Annotated in this window: 12 protein-coding genes and 1 pseudogene; 6 read left to right on the top strand and 7 right to left on the bottom strand. The window is 70.2% G+C overall.

Going from position 1 to position 14,025, the window contains the following annotated elements:
* Window positions 1-27: 27 nt before the first annotated feature.
* Complete coding sequence (locus AHIS1636_RS01355; RefSeq protein WP_264794004.1) at window positions 28-1,272, top strand: serine/threonine-protein kinase; 1,245 nt, start codon at window positions 28-30, stop codon at window positions 1,270-1,272.
* Window positions 1,269-1,886: a hypothetical protein gene (locus AHIS1636_RS01360; protein ID WP_264794005.1), complete on the top strand. Its 618-nt coding sequence runs from the start codon at window positions 1,269-1,271 to the stop codon at window positions 1,884-1,886. Before AHIS1636_RS01355 ends, AHIS1636_RS01360 begins: the two co-directional genes overlap by 4 nt.
* On the opposite strand, the gene AHIS1636_RS01365 is transcribed toward AHIS1636_RS01360, so the two are convergent.
* Entirely contained in the window at window positions 1,883-2,632 is a 750-nt protein-coding gene (locus tag AHIS1636_RS01365; protein ID WP_264794006.1) for a response regulator transcription factor, read from the bottom strand. The genes AHIS1636_RS01360 and AHIS1636_RS01365 overlap by 4 nt on opposite strands.
* Before the next feature lie 125 nt (window positions 2,633-2,757).
* Between AHIS1636_RS01365 and AHIS1636_RS01370 the strand changes: the two genes are divergently transcribed.
* The gene (locus tag AHIS1636_RS01370) at window positions 2,758-4,353 is read left to right on the top strand and encodes a sensor histidine kinase (protein ID WP_264794007.1); all 1,596 of its coding nucleotides are present in this window, start codon (window positions 2,758-2,760) and stop codon (window positions 4,351-4,353) included.
* Window positions 4,354-4,500: 147 nt separating this feature from the next.
* Complete coding sequence (locus AHIS1636_RS01375; protein ID WP_264794008.1) at window positions 4,501-5,724, top strand: aminotransferase class I/II-fold pyridoxal phosphate-dependent enzyme; 1,224 nt, start codon at window positions 4,501-4,503, stop codon at window positions 5,722-5,724.
* Between the two features lie 122 nt (window positions 5,725-5,846).
* Here AHIS1636_RS01375 and AHIS1636_RS01380 read toward each other — a convergent pair.
* A pseudogene (locus tag AHIS1636_RS01380) lies at window positions 5,847-7,225 on the bottom strand (NAD-dependent succinate-semialdehyde dehydrogenase).
* Window positions 7,226-7,422: 197 nt separating this feature from the next.
* Here AHIS1636_RS01380 and AHIS1636_RS01385 point away from each other — a divergent pair.
* Window positions 7,423-8,184, top strand: coding sequence for a FadR/GntR family transcriptional regulator (locus tag AHIS1636_RS01385; RefSeq protein ID WP_264794009.1), 762 nt, complete (start codon window positions 7,423-7,425; stop codon window positions 8,182-8,184).
* Window positions 8,181-8,903, top strand: coding sequence for a cache domain-containing protein (locus AHIS1636_RS01390; protein ID WP_264794010.1), 723 nt, complete (start codon window positions 8,181-8,183; stop codon window positions 8,901-8,903). Before AHIS1636_RS01385 ends, AHIS1636_RS01390 begins: the two co-directional genes overlap by 4 nt.
* 65 nt (window positions 8,904-8,968) lie before the next feature.
* On the opposite strand, the gene AHIS1636_RS01395 is transcribed toward AHIS1636_RS01390, so the two are convergent.
* Genes AHIS1636_RS01395 through AHIS1636_RS01415 form a run of 5 tightly spaced genes read right to left on the bottom strand, consistent with a single transcriptional unit; the run spans window position 8,969 to window position 14,024 of the window.
* Window positions 8,969-9,802 carry a gamma-glutamyl-gamma-aminobutyrate hydrolase family protein gene (locus AHIS1636_RS01395; protein ID WP_264794011.1) on the bottom strand — a complete coding sequence of 278 codons (834 nt, stop codon included), beginning with the start codon at window positions 9,800-9,802 and terminating at the stop codon, window positions 8,969-8,971.
* The gene (locus tag AHIS1636_RS01400; protein ID WP_264794012.1) at window positions 9,799-10,572 is read right to left on the bottom strand and encodes a gamma-glutamyl-gamma-aminobutyrate hydrolase family protein; all 774 of its coding nucleotides are present in this window, start codon (window positions 10,570-10,572) and stop codon (window positions 9,799-9,801) included. Before AHIS1636_RS01400 ends, AHIS1636_RS01395 begins: the two co-directional genes overlap by 4 nt.
* The gene (locus AHIS1636_RS01405) at window positions 10,569-11,294 is read right to left on the bottom strand and encodes a transporter substrate-binding domain-containing protein (RefSeq protein ID WP_264794013.1); all 726 of its coding nucleotides are present in this window, start codon (window positions 11,292-11,294) and stop codon (window positions 10,569-10,571) included. The genes AHIS1636_RS01400 and AHIS1636_RS01405 overlap by 4 nt, the downstream gene beginning before the upstream one ends.
* On the bottom strand, window positions 11,291-12,724 hold the full coding sequence (locus tag AHIS1636_RS01410; RefSeq protein ID WP_264794014.1) for a glutamine synthetase family protein: 1,434 nt from the start codon (window positions 12,722-12,724) through the stop codon (window positions 11,291-11,293). Before AHIS1636_RS01410 ends, AHIS1636_RS01405 begins: the two co-directional genes overlap by 4 nt.
* A gap of 34 nt (window positions 12,725-12,758) precedes the next feature.
* The gene (locus AHIS1636_RS01415; protein ID WP_264794015.1) at window positions 12,759-14,024 is read right to left on the bottom strand and encodes an NAD(P)/FAD-dependent oxidoreductase; all 1,266 of its coding nucleotides are present in this window, start codon (window positions 14,022-14,024) and stop codon (window positions 12,759-12,761) included.
* Between the last annotated feature and the right edge of the window lies 1 nt (window position 14,025).

Below are 14,025 nucleotides of genomic sequence, written 5' to 3' on the forward strand. Positions count from 1 at the left end.
CCTCTCCGGCTACCAGAGGAGGTACCCATGCCGAGCACGACCGCCCCGGAGGTCCGCGGCAGCCTGCTGAACGACCGCTACCAAGTGGGTCCGATGATCGGCCGGGGCGGCATGGGAACCGTCTACCGGGCCGTGGACCGTGTCCTTCGGCGGGAAGTCGCCGTCAAGGTCTTCCACCCGGATCTCCACCAGCCCGGCCTGCTGGACCCGCAGCGGCTGGAGACCGAAACCATGGCGCGGCTGAACCATCCCGGCCTCGTCGCCCTCTACGACGCAGGCATCGCCAGCCATGACGGCCACCAGCTGTCCTACATGGTCATGGAGCTCGTTGCGGGCGTGGACCTGCGGCTCCAGCTGGCGGCGGCACCACTGGGCCTGGAGACGACGGCGCGACTCGGAGCCCGGTTGGCCGCCACCCTCCATTACATCCACGACCGGGCAATCATCCACCGCGACGTCAAACCCAGCAATATCCTGCTGGCCAGGTATTCCGACGACGAAGACCCGCAGCCCAAGCTGGCCGACTTCGGGATCGCCACCCTCGTCGGGCGGCCGCGGGCCATACCGGAGCCGACCGTCGGCACCGCCGCCTACCTCAGTCCCGAACAGGTCCGCGGGCTGGAGGCCGGCCCGCCGTCTGATATCTACTCGCTCGGGCTGGTGCTGCTGCAGTGCCTCACCGGCGAGACGGAGTACCAGGGACCGCCCATCGACTCGGCGCTGGCCCGGCTGTCACGTCAGCCGCGGATCCCCGAGGACCTTCCCGGGGACGTCGCGGACCTTCTCCAAGCCATGACGGCTTTGGAGGAAGGACCACGGCCCACCGCCGCCGAAGTCGCCTTCTCGCTCAGGTCCGTCGGCAGCGCTCCGGACACCGCGCGGCCGCCACGCGACGCCCGGCAACACCAAACGCCAAGCGTCCGGCTGCCCGATCGGGCTTCGCTGATTCCAGCCCTCCGGCCCGCAGAACTCACCAACGCCACCAGGGCCTTCCTGCCCACGGCCGTTGCGCCGGCCCCGCCGACGGCCAGCCTCGGCGGACTGCTCCTCCCCGAAGACGTGCCGCCGGCAGCCCGCCGGCGCCGCTTCCCGCGCAGGCGTGCCGCCATCCTCGCCGGGGCCGCCGCCGCTGCGCTTGCCGCCGTCGCGGTCCTGCCCGCCGTACTTCCCGCCGTTCTTTCCTCCGACACGGCGGGGTCCGCGCCCGATTCCGCAGTCCTCCAGCGCGTTGACGACAACCTGACCCTGCTCGAAGAAAGCCTGGCCCCATGAACATTTCCGTGCCCTTCGCCAAGCCCCTCATCGGCGGCACGGTTGCTGCCCTGCTGCTGGCCGGCTGCTCGGCCCCACAGGCTCAGGTTCCGCAGGCTGCTGCCGGCTCGCTGCAGGAACGAGCCCAGACCGCCATGCAGCTGGCCAGGAACAAGGACTATGCCGGCGCGCTCGCGGAGATCGATTCCCTGACCGACGACGTCCGCGACGCGGGTGCCACCGGAGAGCTGCCCCGGCAGCAGTGGCTCCAGGCCGAGGCAGCGCTGGCGCAGCTGCGCGCCGATCTCGAGACCCTCACGGGAGGTGTCTCGCCCGCCTCCGCGGACAACGCGTCATCTGTGCCCGCCCCCTCCGCCACGCCATCGCCCTCCACCGCACCCGGGGACGACTGCGACGGCGGGCAGGACCAGGACCACGACAGTGGCAGTGGCAGTGGCAGTGGCAGTGGCAGCGGCACACATAGCAACACCGCAACCACTGACGACGAGGAAGACTGGCAGGAATGGCAGGAGGAGCACGATGACTGGAACGACCAGACCTCGGCCGACGCCGGCAACAGCTCCGACAGCGACGACGACGAATGGTTCGCGGAGGCCGAGTGGCGGGACGGCTAGGCAGCGGCCGGCTTGAGAACGTAGCCGGCGCCGCGGAGGGTATGGATCATCGGCGGGCGTCCGGCGTCGATCTTCTTGCGCAGGTACGAGATGTAGAGCTCGACGATGTTGTTGTGGCCGCCGAAATCGTAGTTCCAGACCTGGTCCAGGATCTGGCCCTTGCTCAGGACGGTCCGCGGATTGTCCATCAGGTAGTGCAGCAGGTCGAACTCCGTGGTGGTCAGCTGGACTTCTTCGCCGCCCCGCGTGACTTCCCGGGTGTCCAGGTTCATCACCAGGTCCCCGACCACCAGCTCGACCGTCCGCGCCGCAGCCGCACCGGAACGCTGCACCAGCCGGCAGAGCCGCAGCAGCAGCTCCTCCATGCTGAACGGCTTGGTGACGTAGTCGTCGCCGCCGGCGGCCAGGCCGCTGATCCGGTCGGACACCGCGTCCTTGGCGGTCAGGAACAGGGCGGGCACCTCCGGCGCGAAGGTCCGGATCCGGTTCAGGGCGTCCAGCCCGTCGAATCCCGGAATCATGACGTCCAGGACCAGCACGTCCGGCCGCGTGTCCCGGGCCAGCCGCACGGCCGAAGGACCGTCGTCGGCCACCGCGACTTCCCAGCCGGCCAGCTGCAGGCCCATGCGGACCAGGTCGGACAGCTGCGGTTCATCGTCGACGACCAAGGCGCGGATCCGGCTGCCGTCCGGCCGGCTCAGCCGGGGCAGGCTGGCCACGAAGTCGAGGGAATCCTGCACGGCCATACAAGCGCTCCTGAAGATCACGTCAACGGGCAGATGCTGAATCAACAATAACCATTACAGTTACCTACATCACCTTGGGAAGGAGCTGGGAGCTCCGCTCGCGAAGACAAGCCCGGAAGACAAACATGGACACTCGGGGGAAGCCGGATACGGCGCAGGGAGGCACTGACCAGGCCGTGCCCAAGGCACAGGGCGGGCGGGGCCGCCGCTTGTTCCGGCCCTGGCAGCTGAGGACCAAGCTGGTGATCATCGTCCTGGCCCTGCTGGCCGCGATCTGCGCCGCGGTCGGCCTGTCGGCGCACGCCGCGATGGAGTCCTTCCTCAGCGGCCAGCTGAACGAGCAGCTCGAACAGGCCTCCAACCGCGCCCTGCGGTCGCAGGAGGATTTCCGGCCCGACGACGAGGACGACCACAACGGGGACGGCCGCGACAGCGAGTCGGAGCAGCACGGGTCCGGACAGGTGCCCGAACCGGCAGATCCCCTGACCACGCCTGGCCAGGTCGTCGGCGTGCTGAACGCCCGCATCAGCGAGGATGAGGTCCGCAACGCGGGCGTCTTCATGCCCGACGGCGAACGCCAGGACCTTACGGCGGCAGACACGCGCGTCATCAGGAGCCTGGAGCTGAATGCGGCTCCCGAAGAGCACCGGCTCTCGGTCGGCGAGTACCGGCTGGTCGCCCGCTGGAGCGAGCGCCGCGAGGCCACGATCGTCACGGGCCTGCCGCTGCTCGCGAAAGAGCAGACCCTGGAGTCGCTGACGCGGACCATGACCGGCGTCTCCGCTGCGGGGCTGTTGGCGGCCGCGCTCGTCGGCACCCTGATCATCCGCCGGACCCTGCGGCCGCTGGGGCAGCTCTCCGGGGTCGCAACCTCGGTCTCCCGGCTGCCGCTGGGGCAGGGCCACGTCGCCATCGGCGAGCGCGTCCCGGCGAAGATCGCGGTCCCCGCCACCGAAGTCGGGCGGGTCGGCCATGCCTTCAACCTGATGCTGGACAACGTAGCGGGCGCCTTCGATGCCCGGCACCGGAGCGAGACCAAACTGCGCCAGTTCGTGGCCGACGCCAGCCACGAACTTCGGACTCCGCTGACCGCCATCCGCGGCTACTCCGAAATGATCCGGCTGACCGAGCAGCTCAGTCCCGAGGGCCGGTCCTCGATCGGGAAGGTGGAGTCCGAGGCCAAGCGGATGACGGCCCTGGTCGAGGACCTGCTCCTGCTCGCGCGGATGGATGAAGGCCAGCGCGCGGAGCAAAGCGAGGTCGACCTGACCGCGCTGGTCGCCGAGTCCGTCAATGATGTCCGCGCCATCGCCCCAAGCCACCGCTGGGTCCTCGACGTCCCCGACGATCCGGTCACCCTCCGCGCCAATCCCGGCCAGCTGCGCCAGGTCCTGGTCAACCTGCTGACCAACGCCCACCGGCACACCGGCCAAGGGACCACGGTCGTCACGTCGCTGGCCCGGGACGACGGCTACGTGCGGGTGAGCGTGGCGGACGACGGGCCCGGGATCCCCGAGGGCTTCGCCGGCCAGATTTTCTCCCGCTTCGCGCGCGCGGATACGTCCCGCTCCGACCGCAGCGGCTCGCACGGCCTCGGCCTGTCGATCGTCAAAGCCATCGTCACCTCGCACGACGGCACGGTCGGCGTGGACAGCCGCCCGGGCCGTACCGAATTCTTCGTGCGCCTCCCCTCCGCCGGGACCGTTCCCGCGAACAACTGACGGACGACGGCGGGTGGCCGGGACAGCAGCCCGACGTCCGGCCGTGGGCCAAGGACGATCGTACCGGTGCCGCCCCGGGCCGGGGACGATCGGCCGTTGCCGCATCCGCCGCTCCAGGAGGAACATGGCCTTCGGAGAGGAGCAGCCATGCCGCATCCCGACGAAGGCGCACCCGCCCCGGCCACCCGGGCACCGGCGTCGTACCGTGCCGCCGGAATTGCCGGCGTCGCCTCCTACCGGCGGATCAACAGCTTCCTGACCACGTCCGTCTACGCGCGGCGCCGGGACGAACCGGGAGTCTGCGACTTTGCCCTCGGCAACCCGCACGACATGCCCTCGGAGCAGTACGTCTCCGCCTACCGCGAGGCGCTCACTCCGCGGAACGAGGCCTGGTACGCCTACAAAACCAACGAGCCGAGGGCGCGGGAGGCCGCCGCGGCCTCCCTGGATCGGCACCTCGGCATAAGGTTCCGGGCCGAGGACCTTTACCTGACCACCGGCGGCTTCACGGCGATCGCCATGGCCCTCAAAGCCGTCGCGGATCCCGGCGACGAGGTCATCTACAGCCTGCCCCCGTGGTTCTGCTACGAGCCGCTGATCACCGAGGCGGCACTGGTTCCGGTCAAGGTGAAGGTCAACACGGACACGTTCGACGTCGACCTGGCCGCCATCGCCGCGGCCGTCACCCCGCGCACGCGGGCCGTGATCGTGAACTCCCCGAACAATCCCACCGGCCGGATCTACCCGCCGGAGCTGCTCACCGCCCTGGCCGGAGTGCTCGAGGAGGCCTCGGCGCGCACCGGCCGGCGCATCTACTTGATCTCCGACGAGGCCTACAACCGCATCGTGTTCGACGGCCTCCGCTTCCGCTCGCCCGCCGAGTTCTACCCCTACACCCTGGTGGCGTACACCTACGGGAAGACCCATCTGGCGCCGGGTGAGCGGATCGGCTACCTCGCCCTGCCCGCCGCCATGCCGGTCCGCCGGCAGCTCGCCGAGCCCCTGGCCGCCCTCCAGCTGGCGATGGGCTGGATCTACCCCAACGCGGTGCTGCAGCAGGCACTTCCCGCGCTCGAACAGTTCACCATCGACGTCGGCGCGCTTCAACGGAAGCGGGACCTGATGGTGGAGGCGCTGGCCGGGATGGGCTATCGGATCAGGAAGACTGAGGGCAGCTTCTACCTCTACGTCCCCTCCCCCGAGCCGGACGACATGGCCTTCACGGAAGAGGTGGGCGCGGAAGGGGTCCTCGTGATGCCCGGGGCGCTGTTCGAGACCCCGGGCTTTTTCCGGATCTCCCTGACCGCCAGCGAGGACATGGTCCGGCGTAGCCTTCCGGTCTTCGAGCTGGCCATCCGCCGTCGCGGCTAGCGGGCACCGGCAGCCGGAGCTGGCGCCCCTGCCGTCCGGGAGATCCGTCCGGCACCCGGGCGGCCGGCGGCGGGACATGACCCGCCGCCGGCCCGTTCCCGGGGCCTCCTGCCGGGCGGCCCCTACTTGGCTGCCGGAATGCGAATGAGCTTCTTGTTGACGAACTCCTGCATCCCGTAGCCCGCGAGCTCGCGGCCGACGCCCGAGCGCTTCACGCCGCCGAACGGCAGGTCCGCCTGCGTATCAGCAACGGAGTTGATGAAGACCATGCCGTGTCCAGCCTGTCCGCGACGTCCTTGGCCTTGTCCACGTCGGCGCTGAATACCGCTCCGCCGAGGCCGTAGGGGGAACTGTTGGCCAGCTCGATCGCTTCCTCGGCGTCCGCCACCTTGTAGACCACGGCGGCCGGACCGAAGAGCTCTTCGGTGTAGGCCCGCATGCCCGGCTCCACTCCGGTCAGCACCGTGGGCTCCACGTAGGCGCCGGGGCCGTCGACCAGGTGGCCGCCGGTGTGCAGGGTGGCCCCCTTCGAGACGGCGTCGTTGATCTGCTCCACCAGCCCCTCGGCGGCGGCGCGGGAGGACAGCGGGCCGAACCGGGTGGCGGGGTCCAGGGGGTCGCCGGGCGTGATGCGCGCCATCCGCGCCGTGAACTTCTCGACGAACTCCTCGTAGAGGTCCTCGACGACGATGAACCGCTTGGAGGCGGTGCAGGCCTGGCCCGCATTGCCCATCCGTCCGCCCACCGCCTCCTTCACGGCGGCGTCCAGGTCCTCCGCGTCCAGCAGGATGAACGGGTCGCTGCCGCCGAGTTCCAGCACGTACTTCTTCAGGTGCTGCCCCGCCAGGGCCGCCACGGCGGCGCCGGCGCGTTCGCTGCCGGTCAGGGAGACGCCCTGGACGCGCGGGTCGGCGATGATGTCGGCGACCTGGTCGTTCGTCGCGAACACGTTCACGTAGGCGCCCTCGGGCAGCTGTGCGTCACGGAAGATCTGTTCCATGGCCAGCGCGGACTGCGGGCAGCTCGGCGCGTGCTTGAGCAGGATGGTGTTGCCGAGCATCAGGTTCGGTGCCGCGAACCGCGCCACCTGGTAGTAGGGGTAGTTCCACGGCATGATTCCCAGCAGCACGCCGACGGGCGCGGAGCGGACTACCGCCTCGCCGCCGCCGCGGACCTGAAGCGGCTCGTCCGCCATGAATCCGGGGCCCTCTTCGGCGTAGTACTCGTAGATGTCAGCCACCAGGCCCACCTCGCCCAGCGCCTGGCTGACCGGCTTGCCCATTTCGAGGCTGATCAGTTCGGCGAGTTCCTGGCGGCGCTCGCGGTACAGCGCGGCCACGCGCCGCAGGACCTCGGAGCGGTCCCCGACGGCCGAATGCCGCCACGATTCGAAGGCCGCCTGCGCCTGCTTCAGTGCGCTCTGGATTTCCTCGTCGCTGGCGGTGGCCGCTTCGAAGATCGTTTCCCCGGTGGCTGGATTGATGCTCTGGTAATAACTCATGTTCCCCAAAATATCCCCTCAGCCGGACGGCCGTTCCAGCATTTCCCCACATTTCTTCTAATTCTCCCGCGCGCGAACAAGCGCGAACATATCCGTTCGCAATATTGAAATATGCCCGCGCCGGCAGAGTAGAATATCGTCATTCCCGGCAGTGGCCAGCCGTCATGCCTGCCTGGATCCGGCCTTAAGGAGAGATCGTGGCGTCACCCCCGGTGCTGCAGTCGCAGATCTACCGCTCCTTGCCCGAGATGGAGCGGTCGGAAGCCATCGTGCGCCGGATTTCGACGGCGATCTCCCTCGGCATGCTGCGGGTGGGCGAACGGCTCCCGGCGGAGTCCGAGCTCTCCGAGATGTTCGGCGTCGCCGGCGCGACCCTGCGTGAGGCGCTGGCCGCGCTCCGCGACCAGGGCGTGGTGGAAACCCGGCGCGGCCGCAGCGGCGGAACCTTCGTGGTGAAGTCCCCCGCCACGCAGGCCGAGCAGCTGCGCCGGTACCTTCAGGAAACCTCCATCGCGGATTTGCGCGACCTCGGCGACGAGCAGACGGCGGTCGCGTCCGCCGCCGCCCGCCTGGCCTGCGACCGAGCGCACCCCAATGACCTGGACCGGCTGGAGCAACTGGCCCGGGGGCTCGACCGGGCGGACTCCCCGGAGGGCCGGGCCCGCGCGGACAGCCGCTTCCACATCGAGCTGGCCGTGGTCGCGCAGTCGCCCCGGCTGACCGCGCAGGAGATCCGGCTGCAGGCTGAAGTCGGCCAGTTGCTGTGGACGCCGCTGGCCGGTATTTTCGACTCCGCGGCAGCCGCCCGTGAGCATCTGGAGATCGTCAGCGCCGTCCGGGCAGATGACCCGGACCGGGCCCAGCGGCTGGTCCACGAGCACATCCGGCGGAACACCTACCACCTGATCGACACCAAGCTCACGCTGACCCATGCCGGCGACGAAGAGGAGATTCGATGAACGCGCCCGTATCGGCCCGCGCCGCTGCTACGTCCGTGGCCGCTGCGATCGAGTCGTGGCTGAACGCGCTGTACAAAGACCTCTCGTCCACGTGCGCCGAGGTGGAAGAACAGCTGGAAGCGAAGGTCGGGGCTGGCGATAAAATATCCCGGAATGACATTTCCGGGCTGCGTGGAATATCCGCCGAATTCCTGGATTCCCATCCTATTGTCGTCGGGGCAGGAGTCATTTTCTCCATTTCGGCATTAAAGGACGCTGAAGGCGTCCTGGAATGGTGGTTCCGGAATGGAGCGGGGGAAATCGAAAAGCTGGATTTCGATCTGACGCCCGACGGCGAACGGTTCTACGACTACGAGCAGGCCCCCTGGTTTTCGATTGCCGCCAAGACCGGCCGGCAGTCCATCGCCGGCCCGTACGTCGACTACCTGGGCTTCGACGAGTACATCATGACCTGCACCGTGCCCAGCTATATCCACGGACAGTTCATCGGGGTCACCGGCTGCGACATCCGGATCCGGGACCTCGAGAACACCTTCATCCCGTTCGTCCGGCGGATCCCGGGCGACGCCGCGATCCTCAACGGCCAGAACCGGGTCATTTTGGGAAACTCCGGCCGCTTCATCGTCGGGGAACGGGTCAAGACGGAGCCGGAAGGCTTCTGCTTCATCCCGCTGGACGTGCCGAACCTCGACCTGCGCCTGATCTGCGCGGCGGAGTAGCCGCACGGACCAGGCGCCGCGCGAGGCAGCAGGGGCGCGGTCTGCCAATACCCCGCCCCGCCGACTCAGGCCCGGCCCGCCTCCGCCAGATCCCGCACCTCCGCCCCGCCGCTAGCCCGGCTCTGCCGCACGAATTCCTCGAACAGCAGCGAGCGGTGCCCCGCGTCGCCGTCGGAATCCTCCGGGTGCCACTGCACGCCGACCACCCAGGTCCTTGCCGGATGTTCGGTGCCTTCGACCACGCCGTCCCGCGCCACCGCCGCCACCGCGAGTTCCGGAGCCACGGTCCCGACGGCCTGGTGGTGGCCCGAGCGCACGGTCACCGAGTCCCGGCCCAGGACGGCGGCCACCTTGGAACCGGGCAGCAGGTCCACTTCCTCGTCCAGGAACATCGGCTCGCCGGGACCGCCCCGGTGCAGGTGCCACGGGTCCAGGTCGGGCACCAGCGTCCCGCCGCACGCCACGTTGAGCAGCTGCGAGCCGCGGCAGATGGCCAGCAGCGGCTGGTCCCGCTCCAGCACCCCGCGGATCAGCTCCAGGCAGTACTCGTCCGCGCGCAGGTCCACGCCGTACGAATTCGGCACCGGATCCGTGTGGCCGTACAGCGACCCGTCCACGTCCCCGCCGCCGAGGAAGAGCACCCCGTCGTAACGGGCCAGCTCGGCCTCGGGCAGCAGCTCTTCGGCCGCGCTGTCCACCAGTTCGGCCCGGGCGCCGGCCGCGTGCAGCGTCTCGAACGCCACCCGGGTGAACCGCTCCATCAGTTCCAGCGTCTGTTCCGTCATGCCGGGGAAGGTCAGGGACACGACGACGGCGATGCGCGGCGCCTCGGGGCCAAGCGTCCCATTGTCCCGGGGCAGCACCGCGGCCGGATCCACGCGCAGCGGTTGGGCGTTCATCGGGCACCTGCCAGCTGCCCGCCGGCACCGGCACTCTGCGCCGACGCGCCTTGCCCCGCGCCGTCCCGCCGGGCCCGGGCGGCCTCGACCACCCAGGCGAACAGGGCGTGGTCGGCGGGATTGCTGTCGGCGGTGTCCTCGGGGTGCCACTGCACCGCCAGCAGCGGCGCACCCGGAACCTCGAGGGCCTCCACGACGCCGTCGTCGGCAACGGCGGTGACCTGCAGGTCCGCGCCCACCTGCCCTGCCGCCTGGTGGTGGTAGGAGGAAACCTCCACCGGCCCGGAACCGACCACGGACGCGAGCAGCGACCCCGCCGTGACCGAAACTGGATGCACGGCGCCCTTGTGCTGGATGCTGCCCGCTTCGCCGCCCGGCTCCAGATGCGGGATCAACGTGCCGCCGCGCGCCACGTTGAGCAGCTGCAGCCCGCGGCAGATCGCCAGCGTCGGCACCCCGGCGGCGACGCACGCGGCCAGGACCTCGGTTTCGAACGCGTCCTGTCCCGCGTAGTCGGCGGGCCAGTAGTGCTCGTCCGGCTCCGCCCCGTACAACTCGGGCGAGACGTCCGCCCCCCCGGGGAGCACGACGCCGTCGAACCTGCGCACCTGGTCCGCGGCGGCGGCACCCTCCGGGAACATGATGACGGGCTCCCCGCCGGCCGCCGCGATGCTGCGCAGCACCTGCGCCGCCACTGCGACGCCCTCGAAGCGCAGCCCGTGCACCGAGCTGGACCACATGCCCGGCACCCCGATCAGCGGCCGGCTCATGCCGGGACCCCCGCGCCGAGCGGGAACGGCAGCTGCGGCATCCACTGCCGCCAGGTCCGCTCCAGCCGGCCGTCCGCCACCACTGCGGCGAGCGCGGCGTTGAGGTCGGCGAGCAGGAACGGGTTGTCCTTGGCCACGCCTACTCCCCACCGGTTTCCGGTCGGGTGCGTGAAGGCCACGTCGTAGGCCGGGTCTTCGCCCAGCGGGACGGTGACGACGTCGTCGTCCACCATCGCGTCCACCTCCCCGCTGCGCAGGGCGGCGAGCATGTCCCCGAAGACGTCCTCGCCGGTGAACGGCACCGGGACGGCGCCGGGGAAGGTCACCGCGAGCTTCATATTCGCGCTGCCCTCGATCGCCGCCACCCTGTAGCCGGCCAGGTCCTGGGGCGAGCGCGCCGGATCGCCCCTGCGGACCAGCACGGTTTCGTCGAAGACCGCGTAGGGGTCGGTGAAGTTCACGATGGCCTGGCGCTCGGGGATGATGCCCTGGCCGCACCAGACGGCGTCCACCCGGTGGTCGCGCACGGCCGGCAGCATGTCGTCCCAGGCCAGGAACGCCCACTCGATGCGCAAACCCAGCACTGAGGCCACCAGTTCGGCCGCGGCCGGCTCGTAGCCGCGGCGGTGCCCGGCGCCGTCGGCCAGGTTGAACAGCGGCGGCGCCTCCGAGTCGATGCAGGCCAGCCGCAGGAGGCCGGGGGAAAGGGTCGCGGGGCTCACGGGATGGTCTCCCAGTACATCTCGCGGTCCCACTCGGTGATGGCGCCGCAGTACCGCGCCCACTCCTCCTGCTTCAGCTGGGTGTAGATGGAGACCAGGTCCGCCGGCAGCGCCGAGGTGAGGTAGGTGTCCGACACGAACGCGTCGATGGCGTCCCCCAGGGTGAGCGGCAGCTGGCCGCCGATCGCCGGCACGTCCGCGCCGCCGTCGTCGGGCCGTCCCGGATCCAGCTGCCGGTTCAGGCCGTCCTCCATCGCCGCGATCAGCAGCGTGTGGGACAGGTAGGGGTTCACGGCGGCGTCCGGCACGCGGTACTCCATCCGGCCGTTGGAGGAGATCCGGACCAGGCATCCGCGGCTGTCCAGGCCCCAGTTGGCCGTGCTCGGGGCGAACTGGCCGGCGTCCCAGAACCGCTTGTAGGAATTGACCGTCGAGGCCATGACCGCCATGGAACCGGGGGCGTGCGCGAGCAGGCCGCCGATGGCATGCTGGGCCGTCTGCGAGACATGCAGCTCCACCCGCCCGGCGTCCTCGGTGACGTTGGTGTCCCCGTCCCACAGGCTCAGGTTGTGGTGGCAGCCGTTGCCCATCTGGCCGTTGTAGGGCTTGGGCATGAAGCTGGCCGTGACGCCGAACTCGCGGGCCACCTGCTTGCAGATCTGCCGGTAGGTGACCAGCCGGTCCGCGGTGTTCTCCACGCGGTCGTACATCCAGTTCAGCTCGAGCTGGCCGTCGTCCTCGTAGTCGCCCTCGATCATGTCCAGCCCCATCGCCTTCGCGTAGGTGACCAGCTGCTTGTAGATCGGGCGCATCCGCTCCAGGTTCTCCACCTGGTAGGCCGGGCTGGTGCCCGGCTTCTTCACGACCTCGAGGCCCGGCCCCTCCCAGGTCATCTCCGGTTCGGTACCGGAGCGGACCTCGAACCCGGTGCGGGCGGTGAAGGCCTCGTGGCTGCGGATCAGCAGCGAGCGGGTGTCGATCGGCAGCAGGCGGCCGCCGACCTCCGGCAGGTGCGGGGGCTCGTAGGCGGTGCAGAAAATCCGTGCCACCGAGGTGTCCCAAGGCAGCACCACGAAGGTGTCGGGCTCCGGCAGCGCCCAGAACTCGCCGGCCTCGATGCCGCCGCCGATCAGGTTTCCGTAGCGGTCGTTCTGCAAGTCGGACAGGGCGGTGCGGTGGAAGCAGATGCCCTTTTCCAGGTTGCGCTTGAAGTGGTTCGCCGGGACCATCTTGGCCACCATGCGCGAGCCGATGGTCGGCAGCGCGTAGTAGACGTACTCCACGCCGGCTTCCTGGATCTTGCGTCCCAGGTCGCGGACGACGTCGGGGCGCAGGTTCCGCTCGCGGTGGCGGGCGAACGCTTCTCGGTCGTTAAGTCCGGCCAGCAGGTCGGTTCCGGCCACATCGGGCCGTACGGGGGTGAGGGTCATGGCAGTCTTCTTTCAGTCGTTCGTAGCCGGCGGTTTAGACGGCGGCCAGGCGTGCGGCCACGCCGGCATCGGTCACGAGCTTGCGGTAGTGCAGTTGCTTGTCGGCGGGCAGGGCACAGGTCACGGCTCCGATGAGCCGGCCGTCGCGGTAGTAGCCCAGCGCGGCACCGGCGGCGGGGCGGTCCGGGTCGCCTTCGAGGACCTCGATCCGCTCGGCGAGCGCCGGGCTGCCGACGCCCTGGATCCGGATCTTGAAGATGTCGGTCCAGAAGGAGGGCAGCGGCGCCGCGGGTTCCGGCACCGCTTCGCCGTTGAGCCCCGCGACCAGGGCGGGCGCGGCGATCTTTGCCGTGTCAGCCGGGGTGGCCCAGTGCTCGACGCGGCGGGCTCCGGTGCCCGTGCGCTGGTCGGGATAGCGGGCGACGTCGCCGACCGCGACCACGGACGGCAGCGCCCCGCGGGCGCCGATAACGCGCATCGACTCGTCGCAGAGCACGCCGTCCGCTAGGTCCAGCCCGTTGCCGGCCAGCCACTCCGTATTCGGCTTCGAACCCACGGCTTCGATCACGACGTCGGCGGGGACCTCGGTGCCGTCCGACAGCCGGACGCCGGCGCACCTGAGGTGCGATCCGGCGTCGTACCCGTCCCCTGTCTCCGACAGGAATTCCACCACGCGGCGGCCGGAAACACAGTGGACGCCCTTCTCTGCCAGGAAGCGGCGGACGCCGTCGCTCAGCCGCCGGCCGAGGGGGCGCTCCATCGGTCCGCTGCCGCCCTCGACGAGCGTGACCTGGCAGCCCAGGGACGTCGCGGTCGCGGCGGCCTCGCAGCCGATGAAGCCGGCGCCGACCACCACCACCCGGGTGCCCGGACACAGTTCGCGGTGCAGCCCCAGCGTGTCATCGATCGTGCGGATGACGTGGCGGCCGTGGCGCGGTCCCGGCACCTCGACCCTTGCGGGGCGCAGGCCGGTGGCGATGACCAGGCCGTCGTAGGCCAGTTCCTCGCCGGTGGCCAGCGTCAGCGTGCGGGCGGACAGGTCCGCCCGGGTGACCGGCGCGCCGAGCCGCCAGTCGATGCCGGTGGCGGTCCTGCGCTGGCGCAGCGTGACCGCGGCGAGCGCCTCGGCGGCCGAGCCCGGCGCGGCCAGCAGCTCCTTGGACAGCGGCGGCCGGTTGTAGGGCGGGTGGGACTCCTGGCCGAGGACGACGATGTCCTCCTCCCAGCCAGCCGAACGCAGCTGTTCGGCGGCCCGCAGCCCTCCCATCGAGGCCCCTGCGACGGCTATTCTGCGGGTCATC

Source organism: Arthrobacter mangrovi (assembly GCF_026011795.1).
Classification (GTDB): domain Bacteria; phylum Actinomycetota; class Actinomycetes; order Actinomycetales; family Micrococcaceae; genus Crystallibacter; species Crystallibacter mangrovi.

Coding starts and splice junctions, on each gene's coding strand:
- AHIS1636_RS01355 (WP_264794004.1), top strand. CDS start 28: ATGCCGAGCACGACCGCCCCGGAGGTCCGCGGCAGCCTGCTGAACGAC.
- AHIS1636_RS01360 (WP_264794005.1), top strand. CDS start 1,269: ATGAACATTTCCGTGCCCTTCGCCAAGCCCCTCATCGGCGGCACGGTT.
- AHIS1636_RS01365 (WP_264794006.1), bottom strand. CDS start 2,632: ATGGCCGTGCAGGATTCCCTCGACTTCGTGGCCAGCCTGCCCCGGCTG.
- AHIS1636_RS01370 (WP_264794007.1), top strand. CDS start 2,758: ATGGACACTCGGGGGAAGCCGGATACGGCGCAGGGAGGCACTGACCAG.
- AHIS1636_RS01375 (WP_264794008.1), top strand. CDS start 4,501: ATGCCGCATCCCGACGAAGGCGCACCCGCCCCGGCCACCCGGGCACCG.
- AHIS1636_RS01390 (WP_264794010.1), top strand. CDS start 8,181: ATGAACGCGCCCGTATCGGCCCGCGCCGCTGCTACGTCCGTGGCCGCT.
- AHIS1636_RS01395 (WP_264794011.1), bottom strand. CDS start 9,802: ATGAACGCCCAACCGCTGCGCGTGGATCCGGCCGCGGTGCTGCCCCGG.
- AHIS1636_RS01400 (WP_264794012.1), bottom strand. CDS start 10,572: ATGAGCCGGCCGCTGATCGGGGTGCCGGGCATGTGGTCCAGCTCGGTG.
- AHIS1636_RS01410 (WP_264794014.1), bottom strand. CDS start 12,724: ATGACCCTCACCCCCGTACGGCCCGATGTGGCCGGAACCGACCTGCTG.
- AHIS1636_RS01415 (WP_264794015.1), bottom strand. CDS start 14,024: ATGACCCGCAGAATAGCCGTCGCAGGGGCCTCGATGGGAGGGCTGCGG.